We start from the raw sequence: 24,632 nt of genomic DNA, 5'->3' as shown, positions 1-24,632 counted from the left end.
AACTCACGCTGAAAAAAGTGAACCGCTAATTATCATTAGCAAACATTTGAGCGGTGAATCCGATGCGTAATATCGACTTTATACGCGAAGTGACTCATACCGCTGCCGGGCAATGGCATTCCGTTTTGTCTGACCTCAGTATCGCAGTTTCTGATTCACCGCTCAGGCATACCCCCTGCCCGGCGTGCGGAGGAACAGATCGCTTTCGGTTCGACGACAACGAGCGCGGGGCTCATATCTGCAATCAGTGTGGCGCTGGCGACGGCCTCGATCTGATTAAGAAGGTGAATGGCTGCGACACGACAGAGGCCGCGCAGCTGGTAGCGGAAGTGCTGGGTATTGATTTTCGGGTATCGCAAACGAATCTAAGCGCTGTCATTGAGCGCCGGAAATTACTTAAGACAGAGCGCCTGCAGCGTGAGCAAATGCGACAGGAGCAGGCCGCACAGGACACAGAGCACCGTCGCCTAGCCTTTTCTCGCCGCTATGCAGCGATGTGCCAGAATGTCACACAGGGCGAATCTGACTATCTGAAATCAAAGGGGCTGAACGGCCTCACCTATCCCCTTCTCACTAATGGCGCGATCCTGCTGCCGCTGGTGGACAACACTGGTGCGGTCACTGCCGCACAAACCATTACCTCGAGCGGGGAAAAACGTCTTGTAGTGGATTCAGCCAAACGCGGAGCATTCCACGCTATCAACGCTACAGAGCAACCGCAGGAGGTGATCCTTGCCGAAGGACTGGCAACGGCCTTATCAGTTCACTTAATGCGACCGGATGCACTGACCATCTGTGCAGTCGATGCCGGTAACCTGTTACACGTCGCCATCCAGATGCGTCAGCAGTACCCACAAGCAAAAATAATTATTGCCGCTGATAACGACCACCACAACAACCAGCCAAACACCGGGAAAGCGGTCGCAGATAAAGCGGCGCTTTTGGTAGCTGGATGGGTGGCTCTTCCACCGGGTGAGAATAAAGCCGACTGGAACGACATCCACCAGCAATACGGGGTAGCTGAGAGCATCTGCATGTTTACCGATTCGATGTACCAAGCACAGGGAGAAAGCATGAAACCAGAGTTGCAGGCCATTGAGGGAGGTAAATCTAGCCCTCCAGAAATAGACCCGTTAAAACCGCGTATCGAGAGCCGGGAGGATGGTGTGTACTGGATTGTGCCAAAGGTGGACAAAGAAAGCGGCAATATTATCAATAACGAAAACTGGCTGGCGTCAGCAATGGACGTGATCGGCTCCGGACGCGACGATAAAGACCAGTATCTGATATTACGCTGGCTGGCCTTTGGCTCAGACGTACCGACGACCGCTGCCATTCCCCTAGCGGATATTGGAGAGCGAGAAGGCTGGCGCGCTTTGAAAGCAGGCGGGGTTAAAGTCACTGCTAAAAGCAATATGAGGGCAATTTTGGCCGACTGGTTACAGCGCAACAGCTCACGTGAGCTATGGCGTGTTACCTATGCCACTGGCTGGCAGTGCGGGGCATATATCATGCCCGACGGAGAAATCATCGGCACACCTGCCAGGCCTGTTTTATTCAGCGGTCGCAGCTCCGCAAGTGCAGGTTATGCCGTACAGGGCACAACTGAGAGTTGGCGTGGCAGTGTGGCGCGTCTGGCATACGGCAACTATGCAATGATGACCGGCGTCGCTGCCGCCCTGGCAGCGCCATTAATCGGCCTGACGGGCGCGGATGGGTTCGGCATTCACTTTTATGAGCAGTCGAGTGCAGGCAAAACCACCACCGCGAATGTGGCGAGCAGCTTATACGGCAATCCGGATTTATTACGCCTGACGTGGTACGGAACGGCATTGGGGCTGGCAAACGAAGCCGCCGCTCACAATGACGGATTAATGCCACTGGATGAAGTCGGACAGGGAGCTGACCCGGTGAGCGTGTCGCAGTCTGCCTATGCGCTATTTAACGGTGTAGGAAAATTGCAGGGCGCGAAGGAAGGCGGCAACCGCGATTTAAAACGCTGGCGAACCGTGGCTATCAGTACAGGTGAAATGGATTTAGAAACATTCATAGCCAGTGCGGGGCGCAAAACCAAAGCGGGACAACTCGTGCGCCTACTGAATATACCGCTCAGTAAAGCTGTGCGCTTTCATGAATACGCGAACGGCAAGCAACATGCCGACGCACTCAAAGAAGCATACCAGCACCATCACGGTTCCGCTGGAAGGTCGTGGATAAAATGGCTGGCAGACCACTCGCAACAGGCGATTGATACCGTGCGTAAGTGTGAAGCACACTGGCGCAATCTTATTCCTGCCGACTATGGCGAGCAGGTACATCGTGTGGCCGCACGATTTGCCATTCTGGAGGCTGCGTTACAGTTGAGTGAAGCGGTCACGGGATGGGATGCACAGACCTGCCGTGATGCAATACAGCACAGTTACAACGCGTGGCTACGCGAGTTCGGCACCGGCAACAAAGAACACCAGCAAATAATTGAACAGTGCGAGGCGTTTTTGAATTCCTATGGATTCAGCCGGTTTGCACCGTTCCCCTATAGCTCAGCCGATATGCCGATTAAGGATCTGGCGGGGTATCGTCAGAAAGGGAAGCACGAAAACGATCCGACAATCTACTACACCTTTCGAAGCACATTTGAAAAAGAGATCGCCCAGAACTTTAACCCGAAGCAATTCGCTGAAGTTCTGAAAAATTCAGGGATGTTGACCCCTCCTACGAGCGGGCGAGGTTACCAGCGCAAATCACCTCGCATCGACGGAAGGCAGATTAACGTTTACGTCCTGACCTTCCAGACAGAGGACTACGCCGCATCTGAGGAATAGCATTTTTCACATACGTAAAAAGGGTGTTGGTTCAGTTAGCTCAGTCGGTTCAATATAAAATGCTCATTGTTTTATAAGGATTTTAATTCGCATATTGAACCAGCGCTGAACCAACAAATATCCGTTTTGAATCAATAATTAGTAATACTGACATTCCCTCTGGCAGGCAGTAAACCAACAGAAAGTCCCGCTGAACCAGCTCAGCATCACCAATGTTGGTTCAGCAAAACCCGGTGTTGGCAAGGCCTGCCGGGCATTGAACCGACTAAACCAACAGAACCAACACTACTGTGCTTACTATCAGTAAAAATCAGGTGAGGTATGACGGCTTTGAAAAATGGCCACACAGATTTCAGCGTACGAGTGGCTGATAGCTGCTTAACGTAACCTTTCAGGTGATGCCAGTTATGCAGAATTATTTGCAGACTCACTCAAGCCCATTTCTCCCCAAGCATTTTTCCAGCCAGCAATGCGTTTTACCGAAATAGAATGATGCGTCGACTCATCATTCTGCGCACGGTGCCCACCATGCTTATCCAGATACGCCAAATGAGCCTCATAAATATCATTCCTGATCCACGACAGCGGCGTAATATAGAAAGTATTCGGCTCTCGTCCGAGATCAACAAACACCCAAAACGCATTATCTTTTTTATCAAGAGTACACTGGGCAGCATAGTTGGTTGTGGTTTGCCATGTTCCTGCTTTTTTCGATCGGGTCGTCACTTTGCACGTTTTACCGTTGGGTGCCTCAAATAAGATGAATGACTTGTTGCCTTCCTTTTGAACGACAATATTTCTGGCCCCAAGGCTGGTTAATTTGTGCAATACCGCTAACTGCCCTAATTCTGCTGTGTTCATAATTTCCTCTCGAACGATTCAAAAAAACCAGCAAGTGCCGCAAATTTGCAGCGATGAGGTAAAAGCCTAAAACAACAAAAGCAACTTTCAGCACCTAATAAAAAAAAGCACTACGCCTCATGTGGTGATATCAACCACACCACCTGCATCCAGGACAGTCTTTTTTGCAACTGTGGGATAACGTTATTCAGCCAGTACAGGGAGGAAACATAGCCTGAAGATCCGCCGCCACGGCTAAACCGTTTTACAAAAAACTCATCTTCCCCTACCCGATGAATTAATGATCTTCCAGTCAATGCCTGGAATGCCGCCGCGATGATATTTGCCAACTCGTCTTCATCTTCCGGGATACTCACCTGACACAAAGCCTTGCGCATTTCCAACCATAAGAAGAGACTCCCGCGCGATCCCCACTGGGTTGGCGCAGGATCAAACAAGTCAGATACAACAGCCCATTCACGTTCCGGAAAGCTAATCTTTTTTGCCGCAACCTTATGTACCAATGGGAAAAATATCTGCCTGAAAAAATCAGCCTCTACCATGAATGTAAAACCTTCAGCCACATCAAAGTGAATGGCTTCAGTCGTTGATATCGCTTTACCCGTCAACGCAAAAAAGAGGTGATTTAGCCTGGTATCCAGTTCGCTAAGGTCATCAGGACATGGCTCAACACCTGAAGCCGAAATCATTTTATCGACCAAAATTTGGTTGCCATCATAATCAGTGAACAATTGCCGTTCAGTGGCAACGACTTTTCTGATGATTTGCGCGAGAGTCTCTTTTTGTGGGAAAAGAAGATACTCCAGTTCGGGTCTGTTGTGCTTTTCGACCACGATGTCATAAGCCGTCTGCCGCTTAGTGTTCGTTGTCGCACTTCGCTCGGCCCCAAGAGATAACAATTCCCCTATCACCGACAAATTAGCCCCATGCCATGCCGCCTGATGCAACGGGGTGTAGCCTTTAGGTTCACTGGGAAGATTGACCAGATGAGGATAATCACCAAGAATGGGCAAAAGCATTTCCCATTCTCCCTGGAAAGCGAGTTTTAATACTTTATCGTTAACAGACCTCATTCCAGCCTCTCTTACTCTGCCCGTTCAGCATCCCAACGTAAAAAAATACGTTTTAGCTTATCCACCGTATGACGCCATTTCGGCGTGGTAGGCTTGCAGACCGTGTTCTGATTGCCGAAGAATCCGACCTCGTTCACCGCGTCACTTTCTGCACGGGTTTCCAGCCATTTCACGGGAACAAAATATTCTGATTTGTCAGGGTCGTCGGCGTTTTCACGATATCCGTCACCAAATTTGAGGACATCCATCGCCAACTTCTCGCCGTGTTCCGTGTTAATGGTGAAGCTGCTGGCGGGTTCAACGGCGCTCTGCACGATGCCGACACCAACGTAGCCCGTTGCCGGGATTTTTACCCACACACGATTGCCAGGCTGCAGCTGCTTTAACGTTTGGCTGTACCAGCTTCCACCACCTGCGCTGATAAATCCGTAACGACGCGCTTCTTCCCAGACGCGGCTTTTCGGGTCACCAAACGATACGTAAAACTCGCCGTTCCAGGGTTCTTTTGCACTGGCGCTGGTGGCAGTGGCCTGCGCGGCATTGGTTTGCGTTTCGCTTGGGTCAATAAGCCAGGCGCGGCTTAAAAACTGTTCGTCACCGTGCTGGAACACCTTGAAGAACAGGACGTTAATTGAGATTCCGTATTTACTCAGATAATCGACGATGCGTTCAGTTGAAGGGTCCAACTCTGCTGCGACAATAATTATCTGGTGTGACTTGTTGATGGCGTCGTCTTCGAGTTCAACGTTAAAACGTTGTCTGAATGCGTCGCCAAGATTGCCGCCGGAAAAATTTTCGTAGATCTGCGAAAGACGCTCCGGGGATAAGTCATCCACCCAGGAGGCGTAATCCAGCGCCTGCGCGACCACTTCTCGCGGAGTGCGATCGCGCTTCAGTTCAATCAGGATGAGCGAGGCATCCGGCGCAATCGCCAGCAGATCGATACGCCCTTTATCGAGCGTATTTTCCTGATGGCCGATGATCATCCACTGATCGGAGAGGATGGTGGGATCAGTTAAAATCATCCTCTCCAGCAGTTGCTCACTGGCGAGTTTGCTGATGATCAGCGGCTGAGGATTCTCCCCTACCCGCCAGATAGCATGATGAACCGGCATCGTCTCTTCCTTAACGCCTGATCCAGCTGGCGTTATTGTTGAAGCCAGTTTGGACTAGGACAGCGTGGAAGAACCGGAGCGTACACGTAGTACGTGAGGATTCTGAGCACTGCCCAGGGCCAAAATGGCGAATAAAATAGCCTGGTGGACAGGCGCTTAGTTTAATGCTGCCTCTGTGAGCGCATCCGCCAGGTGAAGCTGGGTTTGTTGGGCGGCTTGCAGACGGGACTTAAGTTGGTCACATACTTTGAAAAAGTCTTCAATAGTGGATATCACCTTCAATTGGATTGCTGTAGGAGGAAGAGCTACCGGTGCTGACCTCAAATTTTCTTGAGATATATTCATTTGGCTCTCAGCCATACCAGACTTCGATGCTTCCAAATAATCAGCTGTCACCCCACAGTTAAGGCATAATGAAATATATTTCGCTGATATCTCATCAGAAATTAAATGAAACCTGATGATTTTGTCCGATATCATTAACTTGGATCGTGTTTTTTCAACTAAACACGAAACACCAACTCTGTTCTTTGGTCCTGCTCTTGTAACTAAGATATCACCATCATGAACCTCATATTGAGGTCGGGGCAGTTTACTACTTGGCAAAGTTTTATTTTCCTGTTCTCTATATTCCAAACTTTGCACTGCAGTAGTTTTTAATACTCCCCAAATATTTTCATTTGGCGATGGTTCAGGAGAACACGAGGGACTCCAACCAGCATCCATATTTACAATGATTTCACCAATACGACACCATTCCCATCCCTGCGGTAATTCAAACGGTTTCTCATCATCACTAATTGACGGAAAAGGTTTTTGTTTTTTTATTTTCCCTTCTTTTACCAGTTGTGCTTTTTCCTGTTCAATACGTTTAAGCAGTTCAGAAGCTGGTTCGTCGTTAGGATCTTGCGGCACCAGCTTACCCATTACCGCCAGTTGCAGAATAGTTTGCTTAAGCGCATCGATACTCGCTTCAGTGGTAAACAGCGTGTCGAAATGCTGGCTAATTCGCGCCCAGTTTTCGGCAAGTTCTTCGGCATTCTGGCTGTCGGTCAGCGTTGCCAGCAGGGTTTCCACCAGTTGCTGATGCGCGTCCAGACTGGTCAGAGATTGCTGCTCCAGTTGGTCGCAAAGGGACAGAAGTTCATAGACTCTTGCAACAAGTCGATTTTGCTCATTGAACGGGGATACTGGAATAAGTAAAGATTTGAGATGACCAGTTGCAATTCTAAAACGAGTAGCACCTTTACCGAATGACTCTACCTGCTCTCTAAAAACATTGCTATTTATAGCGTTAACTAAATATTCAGTTTTATAATTTATTGAAGGGCGCAATATAGCAACATCAACAACGGTAATTGCAGGCTGATTTAGTCCGGGATAAATACAAGCCCGACCAATTGGGCTAGGAAGACGTGCAATAAGAATGTCCCCCATAGATAACTGATTACAATTGAGCCTAGAGAAAGTTTCGGCGTTAATATATCTCTCCGACTTATCTTTAAACTCACCAACTCCAATGTCGGCTAATTGAATTAAGCGATAGTTACCTTGAGGGTCTTGGTCTTTGCTCTCAATCCAATCGCCATCAAATAGCGACATTGGAGCAAGATCATTCAGCCTCACCCATTCCCACCCCTCCGGCAATTCAAAAGGCTTCTCATCCTCGCTAATTTCCGGCAGGGGCTTCTGCTTTTTAATTTTACCCTGCTTCACTAGCTCTGCTTTCTCTGCGGCGATACGCTTTAACAGCTCTGACGCTGGTTCATCATTCGGGTCCTGCGGCACCAGTTTGCCGCGTACCGCCAGTTCCAGAATCAGCTCACGCAGTTTCTTGATGCCATAGAGGTCAATTTTTCCATTACTGCCGCGCCCGGCAGTGGAGCGGGTTTGCAGCGCAGAAGACCAGATATCGATATGGTCGGTGATTAAATTCTCAACGGTCATCAGTTCGCCTCCTTGTTGCCCGCCAGTGTGGCACCGAGGATATCGCGAAGCTGGTTGCGCAGCTCGCTGATTTCCGACTGCTGCGTCTGGAACTTCGCCAGCAACTCGTCCGGGTCGTGGCTGATGGTTTCACCCTGATAGGGGTTCTTGATATCAAGATTGAAGTTGCGGGAGATGATGTCGTCGATACTGACTTTCCACGCCTGGTTGTTCTCCTCGCGGCTGGCAAAACCGTCAGCTTCATTGCCCCACCAGTCGATTTCGGTCTGGAACTCTTCAAACTTCATCGGTTTGGTTTTGCTGTAGTTCTTCACGCCCGCCGGGTACGGGTGCTCGTAGAACCAGACGTCTTTGGTTGGCTGGCCCTTGGTGAAGAACAGTATGTTGGTTTTGATGCCGGTGTACGGGTTAAACACGCCGTTTGGCAACCGCACGATGGTGTGCAGATTGCACTCTTCGGTAAGCAGCTTTTTGATTTTGGTTTTCACACCTTCGCCAAACAGCGTGCCGTCCGGCAATACCACCGCCGCACGGCCTTTGTCTGCCAACACTTCGATAATCAGTTGCAGGAACAGATCGGCGGTTTCACGGGTCTGCATCTCTGCCGGAAAGTTTTTCTCAATGCCGTCTTCTTCGGTGCCACCAAACGGCGGGTTGGTGATAATCACGTCTAGCTGTTCGTCCCATGAGGAGAGCGGTTTGTTGAGCGTGTTGTCGTGCCGGATTTGCACCGGTACTTCAATGCCGTGCAACAGCATGTTGGTGGTACACAACAGGTGCGGAAGTTGTTTTTTCTCCACGCCGTGGATCTGCTGTTGCAGGGTTTTGTGGTCTTCGGTGGTGTTGACGTAATGCTCTTTCACATGATCGAACGCACAAGCAAGAAAGCCGCCCGTTCCACAGGCCGGGTCCATAATTGACTCACCCAGTTTCGGGTCGATACGGTTGACCATAAAGCGCGTCACGGCACGCGGGGTATAGAATTCACCCGCATTCCCGGCGCTTTGCAGGTCTCGCAGGATCTGTTCGTAGATGTCGCCAAACAGATGACGTTCCTGGCTGCTGCTAAAGTCGATTTCGTTGAGCTTGTTGATCACCTGACGCAGCAGCGTGCCGTTTTTCATGTAGTTGTAGGCGTCACTGAATGCTTGTTTCACTACAAAGCCGCGCGGGTTGGTATCCATCGGCGCGGTCATGTTTTTTAGTTTTGGGAACAGATCATCGTTGACGAATTCCAGTAATGCATCGCCGGTAATGCCTTCGCTGTCTGCCGCCCAGGTGCGCCACAAATAACGTTCCGGGATCGGCAGACGGTAGTCATCCTGCTCCAGTTCCAGCTCTTCTTCCTGGGTATCAAAAATCTTCAGGAACAGCAGCCAGGAAAGCTGTCCCAGACGCTGGGCATCGCCGTCCACGCCTGCGTCTTTGCGCATGATGTCCTGCAGGGATTTAATGACTGAGCTAATCGACATATTTTCTTTCCATTCTTTAAAAAGGATGCCACCGGGAGCCGTCAGCGCCAGGTGGCAGAATAAGGGTTGGTTATCAGGCAGTGCGTGGTGGCAACTGGTAGATTTCACTTTCCAGTTCGTTCACGGCATCTTCGTAAGCCTGTTTGCTACCAAAGCTGCTTTTGATAATTTCCAGCGGGCGACCGAGCGAATCGAATGGTTTCAGCTTCAACACCTGGATGTCCTCAATCTCCTGCACACCTTCATCGGCGTACTTATCCAGCAGCGTATTCAATACGTTCTGCGCAGGCCCGGAGTATTTGGTGAAGTAGTTCCGCTTGCGCACGTTGTCGGCGCGCTCTTTGCGCGTCAACGGTTGCTGGCCGTAAACCACGTGGCACAGCAAATCGAACGGGTCGAGATCTTTCCCCACCTCTTCGGCCAGCACATCCCAAAGCACTCCGAGCTGCTCAAGCTCATTGATGATGAGCTGTTTGCGGTCCGCAGAGTGCCACTTACGGATGAAGTCATCAAGCGATGCGTAGTCTTTATCTTTGAGCAGCGTTTTGCGGGTGTAGTCCTGGAAGGATTCGGTCACCAGTTTGCCATCCGCGTCGTAATACTGAACGCGTTTTGCCAGCACTTTTACAGTGACGCCGTTGACGTGGAACTTACGGATTTTGTTTTCGTCGTCTTCTTCAAAAACCCCACTGCCGTTACCTGATGTTGGGTCATAGATGGCAGGTGTTTCATCGACGCCATTTATCAAATCAGGTAATTCGTGCTCTGGCGTTTCGTCTTCAAGCTGGTCGTCGAAATCAGATTCAGGATCGGTAATATCCTGCGGCGTGGTACGGATCACTTTCTCTGGTACGCCGTCGAAGCGTTCGTCCGCAAATAGCTCGGTCGCTTTTTTGAAATCGAGAATGGTGAACCACAGCTTGCCGAATTTTTCGTTGATACGCGTGCCGCGCCCGATGATCTGCTTAAATTTGGTCATCGACTGAATGTTCTGGTCCAGAACCACCAGTTTGCAGGTCTGCGCATCCACACCGGTACTCATCAATTCTGAGGTGGTGGCGATAACCGGGTAGGCTTTCTTCGGGTTGATGAAGTTATCCAGTTGCCCTTTGCCGATATCGTCGTCGCCAGTGATTTTCATCACGTACTTTTCGTTCTTTGCCACCTGCTCCGGATTCAGGTTGACCAGCGCCCGGCGCATACGATCGGCGTGATCGATGTCGTTACAGAAAACGATGGTTTTATCCATCGGGTTGGTGCGTTTCAGATAGTCAGTGATGGTTTGTGCCACCAGCCAGGTGCGCTCATCAATGACCATCGTGCGGTCAAAATCTTTCTGGTTATAAATACGGTCTTCAATCAGTTCACCGTGTTTATCAACCTGCCCTTTGGTTGGCCGCCAACCCTGTAAGTCGACATCAATATCCACACGCACCACTTTGTAAGGGGCAAGGAAACCATCTTCGATGCCTTCTTTGAGCGAATAGGTGTAAACCGGCTCACCAAAGTAGTCGGTGCTGGAGACTTCTTCGGTTTCTTTCGGCGTGGCGGTCAGGCCAATTTGCGTAGCGCTGCTGAAGTATTCGAGGATTTCACGCCAGGCGCTGTCTTCCGACGCGCTGCCGCGATGGCATTCGTCAATCACAATCAGGTCAAAGAAATCAGGGGCAACCTGTTTAAACGCTTTCTGATGCTCTTCGGGGCCGGTGATAGCCTGGTAGAGTGCCAGTTGAATTTCATAGGCCGGGTCGATGGTGCGCCCGGTGATTTTTGTCATCGCGCTTTCAAAAGGTTGGAAGTCATTAATTTTAGTCTGATCGACCAGGATATTGCGGTCAGCAAGGAACAGAATGCGTTTCTTATTTTTTGCTTTCCATAAACGCCATATAATTTGAAAGGCTGTATACGTTTTCCCGGTTCCAGTGGCCATCACCAGTAATACCCGTTTTTGCCCGGCAGATACGGCCTCTACTGTTTTATTGATTGCCTGGAGCTGGTAGTAACGCGGGGACTTGCCTGATTTGCCTTCGTGGTAATCCTGACTGATCACCGGCAATTGCTCAGCGGTGAAACCTTTCCAGACGCAGTATTTATTCCACAGCTGTTCCGGCGTTGGGAAATCGTTGAGCGTGATTTCTGATTCAAGCTGGGTGGGATTCGTTTTATCGTGGAAGATAAAACCATCGCCATTAGAGGCAAAAACAAAAGGCACGTCGAGCAAGCGAGCGTAATCCAGCCCTTGCTGCATCCCTTTGCCAATCTCATGCTTATTGGCTTTAGCCTCTATGACGGCAAGCGGTAATCCCAGCTTATGGTAAAGCACAATGTCCGCTGATTTTACGGTTAGACGCGCGGCCAGCTTGCCGCGCACCACCACTTTACCATCGCGGAGCTTCACTTCCTGGCGGATCTGCGACATCACATCCCAGCCCGCGTCTTTAATCGCGGGCAGGATGAATTTGGTAATGACGTCCGTTTCGGTCAGATGAGTTTTGTTTACGCCAGCCATAGCAGAGCACTCCACGATATTGGGTTAGCTCTGATTTTACACAGATTAGTGCATGACGTAATGACCTGAAACGATGTTTTGGGCTGTCAGTTGAAAAGACCTTACATGTTAAAAGAACTTCCGCTGCTAACCGACTCATGCAGCCGAATAAACAAATCGACACAGCGTCTCGAAAACTCACCATTGTTCATATCAAGCCAGGCACGATTACTTGTGAGCCAATCCCTGTATTCAGTGGGATCAAGGTCATGCGGCAGATACCCATTAAAGCTTCGCCACCAAGGCCACCAGGCACTAGATTTTGCCCCTGTAGGGAAATCTATTTTGAGTTGTTGCGCAGCCAGCAAAGCGGATTCAGTAGGGTTCGACGCGCTATCAAGCTTAATACCGTAACTCCAATCCTGGTAACTCCCTTTGGCAGGCTCGATGCAGTAGTGCCAGCCAATGGCCTCTGGCGGCCGTAATCCGATCCCGTAATCTGGATATAATTTTCGACACACTTCCCAGCCTGCCGGTGGTATCAAATCCGCAGTCGCTTTTTTAGTCAGGGTTTGATAAATGCTATTTTGCAGGCTCAATAAGCTTAACGTTGTATCCAGCGTTGAATCGTCGTTAAAGATTTTGTCTAACAACACATCCACAACCTTCCCCTCCCTACAATTCAGCACATTCGCCGAAATAAAACGCTGTAAATCGAATAAAAAGACTCGCACACGATAAGGTACCGCATCGTTTTTGCATAACCCATCCAGCCACGCAACAATGCTTTGATAAGACAGGAGGACAAGTTCACCAGACTGAAGAGCGGCATCACATTGGTACTCATCAATACTAATCAGGCTTGGCCTGCTCCCTTCAGGAGTTAGGTAAATGAGCAAAGTCTCGTTTAGTATGCTGCGGCGCTTCCTTAACTCGTGGAGATAGTCCAAAACCTGGTTAGGTTGATCGGCTGCACTGGGTTTGTTCTCTATCCCTAAAGTCCATCGCTCCCCCTGTACGACGATATCAATTCGACGTTTAGTGCCCAGGGCATCGGTTTGCTGCTCACACTGTACAAATCTGCAAGATGTTGCATCCCATGACCCTCTTCCAATCAATTCCAGAAAGCTACTTAGAAAGAGGGCTTGCTGACCATGGACATCGTTCACGTTTAGCAAATCCGCAATGATGCGTGAAAGACCATTTTCGTCAGCAGTGATATACCGAAAGACGTTAAACTCAATAGCATCTTTTTTGTTGAGGTCTTCATGTTTCTTTCGGGCTTCTTTCAAGCATTCTGTCATTTGGTCCAGCCAATGATGACTCACCATATTCCCTCTGCCATCTTCCGTTGTTCGACATGGCTATAGTAACAGTTCACAAACCGAACCGATGGGATGACCCGCTCATAAAAAGGTAGGGAGTAAATTCAATGCAGGTCACTTTCCCAGGTTCTATTCTCGAGATACCCAGAATTGGAGTTGTCACAATCACCTGATGGTATCTGTGATGGTATTCAACAAAAATTAAGTTTATAAACACCAAAATATCAATCAATTAAACCTTCATTCGATTCCTGCAGGGACACTTTTAATTTAATGCATCCGGCTAAATCCTTTCATTTACCTGTCAGTTCATCCCTGAGCCAGGCGATAAAACGGCACATTCCTCACCGTTGCAGTAAGATTGTCGGACACCATTGTCTGCTCAGTAGCTATCCGCATCCCTGATTTTCTCAGCCTCAGTACGTCAGCAGCAATACGTTGGCTGCCAAACCAGAAAAGCCCGTCCAAAGCAGTGACATCAAGGCCTGATTCCAGTGCCAGCTTCAGACGCTCACGCGGTGCTTTCACCGTTTTAGCAATTTGCTGATATGGCGCTTCGCTTGAACCTGCACGATTAATGCGTCGAATACGATGCGACAGGCGGTACTGAAATTCATCCGGTATCCCGCCGAGACTCGCTTTCAGGCTGTAAACACAACCAAAGCGTTTGCCGTTAAAGATTACGTTTTTCTGACTAAGCTGCAGCTCTTCACGAACGCTGGCAATCAGTTGCGGGGTACGGAGTAATAACAAGCGGAAAGGCAGCTCAAAGCTGGTCACATAGTCCACATTCAATAACGCAATACGCAGACGCTCTTGCGGACCCGCCTTCATTTCCCGACATTCAGCAATAACATCAGCCCACTGGCCAGCCAGACGGGAACTTTCAGTCGCCTCAGTAAAGCTGTATTTTTCAGTCTGATAATCAATACGTTCGGTCACTCGGAATTCCCTTCTGGCCACATCTCGGTATTGGTTGCTCACTTTACCAGCGACAGACTGCAACCGGAAGCCTGCGAGTATGGTCAGTGGAATGATAGAAACTTCTGCGGAAACGCTTCATTTTTGATAAATCAATCATTAAAAATATATTTTGACTAAAATCAATTAACCAAAATTATGATTATTGAAGTATAGCCATGATTAATCTTTAGCCAGTTTGTCAGGAATAAGTTCTCCATAAACAGGCTGATTAATACCGGTAATGAGAAACATTATCGGAAATGATTCATCACTCAGAAAAAAGGAATTTATTCATATGATCAGAATCAAGACCAGTATCGCTACTTTGACCCTTTGTACCTTACTGACAGCTCCCGCATGGGGAGACGCGCAATCGCCGATAAGGCTGGTGATCCATGGTGGTGCCGGTACCATTACAAAAGATACCATCACACCAGAACAGGAAAAGCAGTATACAGAAAAACTCACTGAAGCTCTGAATGCAGGTTATGCGGTTCTGAATAAAGGCGGTAGCAGCCTGGAAGCCGTTCAGAAAGCGATTAATGTGATGGAAGATTCCCCTCTCTTCAATGCAGGTAAAGGTGCCGTGTTTACCCACGATGGCCGCAATGAACTGGATGCGTCCATTATGGATGGGAAAACCCGAAAAGCCGGTGCCGTTGCCGGTGTAACCACGGTTAAAAACCCAATTAATGCGGCGTATGCCGTTATGACTCAAAGCCCGCACGTTCTCATGGTCTCGACAGGCGCGGATACCTTTGCAAAAGAACAGGGACTCGCAACCGTTGATCCTGCTTATTTCAAAACAGATTTTCGCTGGCAGCAATTACAGAATGCAATCAAAAAAGAAAAAGTGCTCCTTGATCACGATGGAAAGAGCGCAGCCCTGTTCGCTGACCCGATGATGTATGACTATAAATATGGCACTGTCGGCGCTGTTGCTCTGGATAAAGACGGTAATCTCGCTGCCGGAACGTCTACAGGCGGAATGACCAACAAACGTTACGGACGTGTGGGGGATTCACCTATCATTGGCGCAGGAAATTATGCCGACAATGAAACCGTGGCGGTATCCGCAACCGGCTCAGGAGAAATGTTTATCCGCACGCTGACCGCGTATAACATTGCAGCCCAGGTGAAATACCGCAATACCCCTTTAAAAGACGCAGCGCAGAATGCTCTGGATGAAGTTAAGGCGCTGAATGGCAGCGGTGGAGTAATTGTGCTTGATAAAGCCGGTAATTACACCATGTCCTTCAACTCTGAAGGTATGTACCGGGGAACCATAGGCGATGACGGAAAACCCGTTGTAGCCATTTATCGTTAATACTATTTCCCCGCCAGGGGATGAACCGACCCGGTATATTGTCCGGGTCGGTTAAACGGCGTCAGGTCAGACAACAAAACGATTGACCAGATCCTTCATGGTGACTGACAGATTGTCCAGGCGCTGGCTGTCGCTCGCGGCCTGAGAAACCAACGCCGCGTTTTGCTGCGTAACCTGCTCCATAGGTCGCAGTGCCAGGTTAATCTGAGTTACCCCTTGCGATTGTTCCGTCGCTACACGAGCGATATCCGCAATATATTGCTTCATGCTGGTGGTATTGTCCGCCGCGGCTTCTAGCGCGGTAGCGGACGCCGTAACCCGCTCAACACCCTCACTAATTTTTACCATATTCTGCGCGACCAGCTCGCGGATCTGATTAGCTTCTTTGGCACAACGCTGCGAAAGATTCCGCACTTCACTGGCGACAACCGCAAACCCCCTGCCCATCTCTCCTGCCCGTGCAGCTTCCACTGCCGCATTCAGCGCCAGCAAGTTAGTCTGAAACGAAATATCGTCAATCGAGGTCACAATATTCGAGATTTTCTCACTGGAAGAGCGAATATCCCCCATGCTTTGATTTGCCGCACTGGCGACGTTACTGGCCTGGCGGACCTCTTTTTCCAGCCTTATTGTCAGATGCTCCGCTTCGCGGGCATTGTCCGCCGTTTGCGTAATCGTCGTGGAGAGCTGTTCCATACTGGCCACCGCTTGTACTATTGATGCTGCCTGTGCATCCGTGCGTTGGGCCAGGTCCTGATTACCCGCCGTAATACTGCTGCTGGCATCGGATAAAACCACGGAGCCTTGTTTAATCTCCTGGACGATATGCTGAATACTTTCCAGCATCGTGTTATAGGCGCGATTAAGTGAGGAAAGCTCATCTTTCCCCGGGGTCGCCAGTCGTTGAGTCAGATCGCCGTTCATACCCGCAATCTTGCGGAGCGTGTCACTAAATTGACGATGCATATTGATAGCGATTGCCCCCGCGAACGCCAATGATGCCAGGAGCGCTAACAAGCTGACAATCATATATATTTGCCAGTTTTTTCGTGCATCCTGCGCGAGTTTTTCCGCATTCGCTAACAGAAGATTCGCCGTCACATCTTCTATCTGCCGCATCACTTCAATACGCTGGGTTTGAACCTTGAACCAGACAGTAGGATCGACATCAAATCCACCGTTCGCGGCATGACTAAACGCGGTTTCGCGAAATGAGAGGGCTTTTGACGCTTCTGTGGACTGTAAGCGGCTTTCCAGCATGGCCGCCTGTTCCGGTGGGCTCAGACGCAACGATTGTGCCAGCCAGACGTTCTGTTTACTGACGACATCACTGAGTTGATGTAACTGCCCCTCGGCGAAATGACCGGAGGAAAAGATATTTGACAGCAGCGCGCGTTCAATACCTGCCTGTTCTTTCAAATTCAGCAAGTTGTAGTAGGCGGCGAATGCGTTCGCCATCTCGCCTGAATCCGTCAACTGTCCCAACCTGCCCACAAAACTCAGCACATCAGCAATGACATTAGTATAAAACTTAACGACATCTGAGGCCGGAAGCCCCAATCGCGTGACGTTTTCCCGGATGGTGGCAAGCGACAGAATGTTATTCTTAAACGTGGTGACAGAATTGGCGGCATCCCCTTCTGGCAATGCAGTATCGGACAGTGAACGCACAAAGACCTCGATCTCGCGATCGGTTAAAGCCCGCTGTGCGGTTAACTCATCTTAGAACGTCTTCCCTTCAGCCCCCAGAAATCCGACGCTCATTCCCCGTTCTTTTTGCAGCTCATGCACCACATTTCCGGCACTACGCGCGAGCGCTGTCAGTTGAGCAATATTCTCCATCTGCCGTTCTGTCTCAATGCGCGTCAATATTCCTGAACCAGCAAACCAACATAACGCCAATAATAGTGGTTGTAGCGCGATTATTAACTTCATTTTCATCGGCATTCGATAAACCCACCACATGCCACTTCCCTCCATTGTCCATATTTTCATTATGGTTATCGGCGCAATGAGGCTGCACTTTAAATTTGATCAAGAGACAACTGATTGTTTTTTAGATTAAATACCTGCCAAAATAACTCTATTTGATTATGACAATCAGGATAAATCACTGGAATATTTATATTTATGATATCTATTCTCAAGTTAGTTAAATCATTCAGCATATTACTTCTTATTAAAAAACGGGTTAACTATCAACACGATTCGGAAAGGGAGTAAGACACAGAACAGTGACGCCTACTGGAGATAACCGTCGTGACACGGCCATTTTCTGGCATCCCGCCGAACGTTAAGGTTATAATCCTGACAACGATTTTATTGGATTAGAAGCGACGATGACAAAACTTACCCTACAAGAACAGATGCTTAAGGCAGGTCTGGTCAGCAGCAAAAAAGTGGCCAAAGTGCAAAGAACGGCGAAGAAATCGCGCGTTCAGGCTCGCGAAGCCAGAGAAGCGGTTGAAGAGAATAAAAAAGCGCAAATTGAGCGCGACAAGCAGCTCAGCGAACAGCAGAAACAGGCCGCGCTGTCTAAAGAATATAAAGCCCAGATCAAGCAACTGATTGAAATGAATAAAATCACCATTACCCGTGGCGATATTGGTTACAACTTTACTGATAATAACCTGATCAAAAAAGTCTATGTTGATAAGGTGACTCAGTCTCAGCTGATCAAGGGCCGTTTGGCCATTGTCCGACTCACGGCTGAAAGCGGCAACGATAGCGAATACGCCATTATCCCGGCTGTCGTCGCCGACAAGATTGCGCAGCGCGATGCAAGTTATATTGTTTTAAATTGCGAGCTGAGCCAGGAAGCGAAGGACGAAGACGATCCGTATGCTGATTTTGTCATCCCTGATGATTTGATGTGGTAAGAAAAACAACCAGATAATCACCCGGACTTCCGTTGCCTATTTCGGTGAACGCCAACGCCGCCACCGAAATACTCTCGACGTCCCTTCTCCCCCAATCCTGTCGACTAAAACTTATAGTGTTCTTTGCTCAGCCCGTATTTTCTCATGCGTAAATACAATTTTTTACGCGGGATTTGTAAATACTCCGCCACTTCATTAATGCGCCCCTGATGAATATTTAGCGCTTCAGTAATGATCTGTCGCTCGTACTCTTCAACCCGCCGATCGAGCGGTGTTGGTTCAGGCAGATGCAGCTGCGGATTCGCGGTTTCAGCCAGCGGGAGTAGCCCAACGGCAAAAAGCTCGGCGGCATTCGCCAGTTCTCGAACATTACTTAACCACACGCGACGCCGCATGCCTTTCAGTAACTCCCCTTCAACCTCGGGCACGGGATGGTTCAGGCGCAGACAGGCTTTCTGCAGGTAATGACGAAACAGCGGCTCAATATCATCCGGACGCTGTGACAGCGGCTGACAACCGATTTGCGTCATCGCAAAACAGTAGTAGAGTTCGGCCACAATCTGGTTGGTTGCCGCCAGTTCCACTAACGATGTGTCACCAATGCCTATCAGACGAAACGGACGCCGCTCCTGGCTTTGCAGATGCACCAGATGGTGCTGCTGTTCACGTGTCAGGCACTCAAGATGGCTCAGGACCAGCGTTCCTCCTTGCGCCTGTGCAATAAGGTCATTGAGTAGTCCCGCGTTCCCGGGCGTTAGTTCACCGCGGATAAACGGCCCATCAGCGCTGCGCCCAAGCTGATGCAAATACCGGGCTCCGGTCATACGTCCCGTTCCCGGCTCGCCATAAAACCAGACGGCAATATCCGTTTCCGCCAGGTGTTGCAGACGTTGACGATACTGATTGACCCAGTCACTGTAGCCGAGCAGTTCAACCTGAAGCTTTTGCTGGCAATAATGGCGACGGGCAATCACGGATTTTCTCTGACGCAGCGCATCCTCTACCAGCGACAGCAGTTTGCCGGGGTCGACCGGTTTTTGCAGAAAGTCCCATGCGCCTTTCTTTACTGCCTCCACCGCCATCGGGACATCGCCATGCCCGGTGATAAGCAGGATTGGCAACTGATTATCATCCTGATGAAACAACGTCATCAGGTCTATTCCATTGCAGCCAGGCATACACACGTCGCTCAGAACAATCCCCGACCAGTCGGCCTGCAGCCAGTTTCGGGCATCAAAAGGGTTATTGCATGCGTAAACACGGTACCCCTCTTGTTCAAGCAACAGAGTGTAAGCGTCAAGAACATCGGCATCATCATCAATCAGCAGAATAGAATAGTCATCACACAACATCGTTTACATCCGTCAGATTAAATTGCAGAACGACGCAGGCATTACGCCCCGGTGTCGACGCCAGGCGCAGCTCGCCGTTCATTTGCCCCATTAACGATACACAAATCGATAAGCCAATACCGAGCCCCACATCCTTACTGGTGGTAAACGGCTTTAATAGTGATGGCAATAACGCCTCCGGCCAGCCGGGGCCGTTATCGCAGACAAAGACGCACAATCGGCTGCCCTCAGCCTGCCAGTGAACCTCTATTTGCGCGCCAGTCGGACTGGCATCCAGCGCATTTGCCAGTACGTTTACCAGCACCTGCTGAATACGCACTTCATCACCTGTCACCCATACACTCTGGGCTGGAAGCGTCAGCGTACCCTGCTGAGGCTTATGCCGCATGGCCAACAGTTCCCAGGCGGCGCTGAATGTTTGTCGCAGATCGACCGGATGCAAAGGCGCGCCCGGCTCGGCCCGACGTGCAAACTGACGCAGCGAACGGATAATGGCATCAATACGGGTAATCAGCCCCTCCGCTTTGGTTAACGTACTTCTGGCCTGAGCGGATTGTCCTTGTTCAATTGCCCTTCCCGCCGTAAACAGGTACATCGACAGCGCATTCAGCGGTTGGTTAATCTCGTGCGCCAGCGTGGTCATGGTCTGTCCAACCACTGCCAGTTTTGCCGTCTGGATCAGTTCATCCTGCGTTGCCCGGAGATCGGACTCAATCTCCTTGCGCTCTGTCACTTCCTGCTCCAGCTGATTTTTTTGCGCACTCAACTGGCCCAGAGTATGGCGCAGCAATCCTGCGATGCGCCCGAGCTCATCGCGCCCATAAACCGGGATGGTGGCATCCGTTCTGCCAAGACCAATTTGCACCACGGCCTGGTTGAGTGCGGTAAAACGCTTCACCAGACGCGAACGAATAAAGTAATGGTTGAGCCCCCAGGCGAGAAGTAGCGCCAGCAGCGTCGCCAGCAGAATAAGTCCACCGCTGACGCGAACAATTTGTTCCAGCCGCTGGTTAAACATCTGCATTTGCTGATGGCTACTCCCCAACTGCGCCTCAAGCAGTGTTCGAAAGCGCCCGAGCGTTGCCTCTCTGGCATGGTTAGCATCAACGAGCGCTTTTTGCGCGGCGACATAATCGCGCATGGTATCGGGCATTTTATTTTTCATCATCCCGATTTCCAGTAACTCATCAATGGTTTGCCGCAGGGTGATAGTACTGGGCCAGTCATCGAGGGTACGGATATTTTCATCCGCCGTTTTCTTCAGGTTCTCCAGATAGCGGATATGATTCTCCACCAGCATTCCGTCGTCGCTACCCGACTTCAGTTCATTGAGCCTGTCGCGTAAATCATCCACGATCTGATTTTCAATTCTTGCCAGGGTGTAAACCTGCTGCTGCTCGTTTTGTACCTCTCTGGCACGTTTGAGATACTGCGCTGCATCGCCGTTTTTGGCCTCAATTTGATCCAGCAACGTCCCCTGCTGCCAGGTAAAATCCTGCACCAGCGAATTCAGCTCAGTAGTAAAATCATCATGTAGCCAGTCGATGCGCGCGGAGAGTTCACTCACCTTTTCGCGCACGAGGAACATGTTGTAGAGCACCCGGTCCAGCTCCGCCATCAGCGCCCGACTGTCTTGCAAAATCACCGCCAACTGCTGTTGTTCTGCCGATTGTAATCCCCGGCTCAGCACCTCAATTTTGTCCAGATGAGAAATAATTTGATTGCGCAGTTGCAGCCTTACCGTGGTGTTGGGGGCCAACAGGAATTCATTAAGCTGATCCACAACCAGGTTGAGATTTCCTTCTATCAAAAAAGCGGAATGTACGCGCGGGAAGTAATCATCAAGTGAATAGCGTATCTGCGAGCTCTGCTCATGCCAGGAGTACAAACTGACGCAGCTTACGCTCAACGTCAGTAATGCGCCCGTCAGAAACGCTCCCCGCAGGCTGCTGCTGATGCTGAGCTGGCGCAGGCGTTGCAGTATCGAACCACCTTTCATTTTAACTCTTCCAGTTTGGATATCGCCTGACGCTGATTTTTAAGAAACCAGAGCTGCCACTCCATCATCTGCTGTTCGGCTACGCTTTTATTCTCAAATTGCGCAAGCCAGGCCTCATCTTCACTACTTCTGGCGTCTATCGGGACGCTGGTCAGTAATGCTCTGATTTCGGGTAGCGGGCGTTTCAGGCGCGCTTCCGCACTGTATAGCGCCCGCCAGGCATCTTTCAGCTGCGCGAGTCGAAAACTGATGGCGGTATCAAACATCCGCTGCACCAACTGTTGCCGCTTAAGGATCAGCCGATAATTAAGCGCGGGCTGGCTCATCAAAATAGCCTGCTGAGCGGCGCGTGGGTTATCAGGCGCGAGCTGCGTGACCGGATATTTCCCCGTGTTCGCATCCGCAAGGATCCGCTGTCCTTCCGGGCTTAACAGATAGCGGATAAAGCGACGCGCTTCGTTGGGGTGCTGGCTATTCTTGAGTACGGCAACATAGGTGGGTGACACCGCCGAGCGAGGGAAATAGGTAAAAGTAAGGTGCGGATCGTTAAGCAACAGGTTGGCATAGTTATCAATAACCGGCCCCGCCACGCCCAGACCGCTCTTAATTTTGTCGGCCACGCCAAAACTGCGTGATGAAATCGTTACCAGATTACCGGCGCTGGCCAACAGCGTCGCCCAGCCCTCTTCCCACCCTTTCTGTTGCAGCAGCGACTCAACCATCAGGTGGTTGGTATCGGAACGCGACGGGCTACTCATCAACAGCGCGTTCTGATATTTAGGCTGCGTTAAATCCCCCCAGTCGGCAGGCGGCGGAAGATGCCGCGCCGCCAGCGCAGAACGATTAATCAACAGGCCAAACCCTGATATCGCCACAGCCACGGAGGTCGAGCGAATCGAGTCTGGCACCAGACGCTGGCTTTCAGGCAGCGCATTATCGAAAGGTGCCAGCTTCTGGTGCTCCTGAAGATGCTGCAACAGCATGGGTGATGAGGTCAAAATCAGATCGACGTTTTCCGCATTCGCAGTATCCAGCAACTGTTCCAGCGAACCGCTGGTCCGGTTTAACGTGCGAATCATCACTGACCCTGGCTCTGTCTGCCAGCGCTGGATAATCCAGGCCGTGGCCCCTGGGGAAAAGGTGGTCGCCATCACCAGCTCTTTACCCAGGACCTGGCAGCTCGCCGACAGCGACATAAAACAGAGCAAGAATGCCCAAAAACGCCCCTGGCCCAACAGTCTGTTTGTGATCCCGTTCATAAATACCAACATGTACAAAAAATAATATTGAGACAAAACTTACCCGTTTATCACCGCTGGGGGGAAGAATAAGGTTATTCGTAGAATAACCAAACGGAAAGTGACGACATCAGTAAAGAATACCCGAAAATGCAGCCTGAATTTGTTAATACCCGCACACGCCGATGATAAAAATGCCCGTGAAAGAATAGAATTGAAAATCCATTATTAAAAAAGAGTCAAAATCTGCCACGCCGCCCGCAAATTGAGTCAATAGTGACACATTTCATTAACTTGAGTTTCTTTGCCGTCTATTTCACTCTTCACTGCGAAAAATCCTGATATTCACATCAATAAAAAATTAGGTGATGATATGTTATCAATATTTAAGGCAGGACCAGCGGCGAATAAAGTCCCGGCGGAGAAAGTCCAGGCAACTTATGGCCGATACCGCATTCAGGCATTACTCAGCGTATTTCTTGGCTATCTTGCGTACTATATTGTGCGCAATAACTTCACGCTCTCGACTCCATACCTGAAGGAGCACCTGGATCTCAGCGCTACGCAGATTGGTTTACTTAGCAGCTGCATGCTTATTGCCTATGGGATCAGTAAAGGCATTATGAGCAGTCTGGCAGACAAGGCCAGCCCGAAAGTCTTCATGGCATGCGGCCTGATCCTGTGCGCTATCGTCAACGTAGGCCTGGGGTTCAGTACCGGATTCTGGATATTTGCCGCGCTGGTCGTTTTCAACGGTTTGTTTCAGGGGATGGGCGTTGGCCCTTCATTTATTACCATCGCTAACTGGTTTCCACGTAAAGAACGTGGACGCGTTGGCGCATTCTGGAATATCTCACACAACGTTGGCGGTGGTATTGTCGCCCCGATTGTTGGCGCCGCTTTTGCCATTTTGGGGAGCGAACACTGGCAAAGCGCCAGCTATATTGTTCCGGCCTGTGTTGCCGTACTGTTTGCTTTTATTGTGCTGATGCTGGGGAAAGGTTCACCGCGTCAGGAGGGCTTACCGGCTCTGGAACAAATGATGCCGGAAGAAAAAGTCGTATTAAATTCCCGACACGCTGTCCAGGCGCCAGAAAATATGAGTGCCTTCCAAATCTTCTGCACCTATGTATTGCGTAATAAGAATGCCTGGTATGTTTCACTGGTAGACGTCTTTGTCTATATGGTGCGTTTTGGTATGATTAGCTGGCTGCCAATTTATTTATTAACCGAAAAACATTTCTCGAAAGAGCAAATGAGCATAGCTTTTCTGCTTTTCGAATGGGCGGCAATTCCTTCCACATTACTGGCGGGTTGGCTCACCGATAAACTGTTTAAAGGCCGTCGCATGCCGCTGGCCATGATCTGTATGGCGCTGATTTTCGTCTGCCTGATCGGTTACTGGAAAAGTGAATCGCTGCTGATGGTCACTATTTTTGCCGCCATCGTGGGTTGCCTGATTTATGTTCCGCAGTTCCTGGCCTCCGTTCAGACCATGGAAATCGTCCCCAGCTTCGCAGTAGGTTCTGCTGTAGGGTTACGCGGATTCATGAGCTACATTTTTGGCGCATCGCTGGGAACCAGCCTGTTTGGCGTGATGGTCGATAAAATGGGATGGCATGGCGGCTTCTATCTGTTGATGGGCGGGATTGTCTGCTGCATCCTGTTCTGCTACCTCTCCCATCGCGGCGCGCTGGAACTCGAACAACAACGGAAAAACGCTCAGCAAGAGGAAGCGTCACTCCAGTTGGCTGATGCCCGGTAGCCGATT

Annotated in this window: 15 protein-coding genes and 1 pseudogene; 4 read left to right on the top strand and 12 right to left on the bottom strand. The window is 50.0% G+C overall.

Going from position 1 to position 24,632, the window contains the following annotated elements:
- Positions 1–62: 62 nt before the first annotated feature.
- Positions 63–2,822: a TOPRIM and DUF927 domain-containing protein gene (locus OGV38_RS05330; protein WP_003028200.1), complete on the top strand. Its 2,760-nt coding sequence runs from the start codon at positions 63–65 to the stop codon at positions 2,820–2,822.
- 405 nt (positions 2,823–3,227) lie between these two features.
- Here OGV38_RS05330 and OGV38_RS05325 read toward each other — a convergent pair whose 3' ends face one another.
- The 8 genes from OGV38_RS05325 to OGV38_RS05290 form a co-directional block, all read right to left on the bottom strand.
- Positions 3,228–3,683: a hypothetical protein gene (locus tag OGV38_RS05325; protein ID WP_003028202.1), complete on the bottom strand. Its 456-nt coding sequence runs from the start codon at positions 3,681–3,683 to the stop codon at positions 3,228–3,230.
- 110 nt (positions 3,684–3,793) lie between these two features.
- Complete coding sequence (locus tag OGV38_RS05320) at positions 3,794–4,756, bottom strand: ankyrin repeat domain-containing protein (RefSeq protein WP_003028204.1); 963 nt, start codon at positions 4,754–4,756, stop codon at positions 3,794–3,796.
- Between the two features lie 11 nt (positions 4,757–4,767).
- A complete protein-coding gene (locus OGV38_RS05315) occupies positions 4,768–5,871 on the bottom strand; it encodes a DUF8606 domain-containing protein (protein WP_003028207.1) in 1,104 nt (367 codons plus the stop codon).
- Between the two features lie 156 nt (positions 5,872–6,027).
- Entirely contained in the window at positions 6,028–7,818 is a 1,791-nt protein-coding gene (locus OGV38_RS05310) for a restriction endonuclease subunit S (RefSeq protein WP_003028209.1), read from the bottom strand.
- Complete coding sequence (locus OGV38_RS05305; RefSeq protein ID WP_286473019.1) at positions 7,818–9,290, bottom strand: N-6 DNA methylase; 1,473 nt, start codon at positions 9,288–9,290, stop codon at positions 7,818–7,820. Before OGV38_RS05305 ends, OGV38_RS05310 begins: the two co-directional genes overlap by 1 nt.
- Positions 9,291–9,363: 73 nt before the next feature.
- Positions 9,364–11,799: an EcoAI/FtnUII family type I restriction enzme subunit R gene (gene hsdR / locus OGV38_RS05300; RefSeq protein WP_104651195.1), complete on the bottom strand. Its 2,436-nt coding sequence runs from the start codon at positions 11,797–11,799 to the stop codon at positions 9,364–9,366.
- A gap of 101 nt (positions 11,800–11,900) precedes the next feature.
- Positions 11,901–13,070 (bottom strand): PDDEXK-like family protein, encoded by a 1,170-nt coding sequence (locus OGV38_RS05295; RefSeq protein WP_286473018.1) that lies wholly within the window; start codon positions 13,068–13,070, stop codon positions 11,901–11,903.
- Between the two features lie 342 nt (positions 13,071–13,412).
- Positions 13,413–14,045 carry an ECs1377 family protein gene (locus tag OGV38_RS05290; RefSeq protein ID WP_019077318.1) on the bottom strand — a complete coding sequence of 211 codons (633 nt, stop codon included), beginning with the start codon at positions 14,043–14,045 and terminating at the stop codon, positions 13,413–13,415.
- 316 nt (positions 14,046–14,361) lie between these two features.
- Here OGV38_RS05290 and OGV38_RS05285 point away from each other — a divergent pair, with 316 nt between their 5' ends.
- Entirely contained in the window at positions 14,362–15,393 is a 1,032-nt protein-coding gene (locus OGV38_RS05285; RefSeq protein WP_019077319.1) for an isoaspartyl peptidase/L-asparaginase family protein, read from the top strand.
- A gap of 66 nt (positions 15,394–15,459) precedes the next feature.
- Here OGV38_RS05285 and OGV38_RS05280 read toward each other — a convergent pair.
- Positions 15,460–17,358: pseudogene (locus OGV38_RS05280) on the bottom strand (methyl-accepting chemotaxis protein).
- A gap of 374 nt (positions 17,359–17,732) precedes the next feature.
- Between OGV38_RS05280 and OGV38_RS05275 the strand changes: the two are divergent.
- Positions 17,733–18,272: a DUF2058 domain-containing protein gene (locus tag OGV38_RS05275; RefSeq protein ID WP_181635302.1), complete on the top strand. Its 540-nt coding sequence runs from the start codon at positions 17,733–17,735 to the stop codon at positions 18,270–18,272.
- A 104-nt stretch (positions 18,273–18,376) separates the two neighbouring features.
- Here OGV38_RS05275 and pgtA read toward each other — a convergent pair whose 3' ends face one another.
- Genes pgtA through pgtC form a run of 3 tightly spaced genes read right to left on the bottom strand, consistent with a single transcriptional unit; the run spans position 18,377 to position 22,813 of the window.
- Positions 18,377–19,624, bottom strand: coding sequence for a two-component system response regulator PgtA (gene pgtA / locus OGV38_RS05270; RefSeq protein ID WP_269517379.1), 1,248 nt, complete (start codon positions 19,622–19,624; stop codon positions 18,377–18,379).
- Positions 19,614–21,608, bottom strand: coding sequence for a two-component system sensor histidine kinase PgtB (gene pgtB / locus OGV38_RS05265; protein ID WP_170973721.1), 1,995 nt, complete (start codon positions 21,606–21,608; stop codon positions 19,614–19,616). The genes pgtA and pgtB overlap by 11 nt, the downstream gene beginning before the upstream one ends.
- An 11-nt stretch (positions 21,609–21,619) precedes the next feature.
- On the bottom strand, positions 21,620–22,813 hold the full coding sequence (gene pgtC, locus OGV38_RS05260) for a phosphoglycerate transport regulator PgtC (protein WP_369707203.1): 1,194 nt from the start codon (positions 22,811–22,813) through the stop codon (positions 21,620–21,622).
- Between the two features lie 421 nt (positions 22,814–23,234).
- Between pgtC and pgtP the strand changes: the two genes are divergently transcribed.
- Positions 23,235–24,626, top strand: a complete 1,392-nt coding sequence (gene pgtP, locus OGV38_RS05255; protein WP_286473017.1) for a phosphoglycerate transporter PgtP — start codon at positions 23,235–23,237, stop codon at positions 24,624–24,626.
- Positions 24,627–24,632 lie beyond the last annotated feature (6 nt).

The sequence above is a fragment of the Citrobacter sp. Cb080 genome, from assembly GCF_030334745.1.
GTDB lineage: Bacteria > Pseudomonadota > Gammaproteobacteria > Enterobacterales > Enterobacteriaceae > Citrobacter > Citrobacter braakii.
Note: the sequence above shows the minus strand (reverse complement) of the source record. Positions and strands in the feature narration are given on the sequence as shown.

Coding starts and splice junctions, on each gene's coding strand:
- OGV38_RS05330 (WP_003028200.1), top strand. CDS start 63: ATGCGTAATATCGACTTTATACGCGAAGTGACTCATACCGCTGCCGGG.
- OGV38_RS05325 (WP_003028202.1), bottom strand. CDS start 3,683: ATGAACACAGCAGAATTAGGGCAGTTAGCGGTATTGCACAAATTAACC.
- OGV38_RS05320 (WP_003028204.1), bottom strand. CDS start 4,756: ATGAGGTCTGTTAACGATAAAGTATTAAAACTCGCTTTCCAGGGAGAA.
- OGV38_RS05315 (WP_003028207.1), bottom strand. CDS start 5,871: ATGCCGGTTCATCATGCTATCTGGCGGGTAGGGGAGAATCCTCAGCCG.
- OGV38_RS05310 (WP_003028209.1), bottom strand. CDS start 7,818: ATGACCGTTGAGAATTTAATCACCGACCATATCGATATCTGGTCTTCT.
- OGV38_RS05305 (WP_286473019.1), bottom strand. CDS start 9,290: ATGTCGATTAGCTCAGTCATTAAATCCCTGCAGGACATCATGCGCAAA.
- hsdR (WP_104651195.1), bottom strand. CDS start 11,799: ATGGCTGGCGTAAACAAAACTCATCTGACCGAAACGGACGTCATTACC.
- OGV38_RS05285 (WP_019077319.1), top strand. CDS start 14,362: ATGATCAGAATCAAGACCAGTATCGCTACTTTGACCCTTTGTACCTTA.
- OGV38_RS05275 (WP_181635302.1), top strand. CDS start 17,733: ATGACAAAACTTACCCTACAAGAACAGATGCTTAAGGCAGGTCTGGTC.
- pgtA (WP_269517379.1), bottom strand. CDS start 19,624: ATGTTGTGTGATGACTATTCTATTCTGCTGATTGATGATGATGCCGAT.
- pgtP (WP_286473017.1), top strand. CDS start 23,235: ATGTTATCAATATTTAAGGCAGGACCAGCGGCGAATAAAGTCCCGGCG.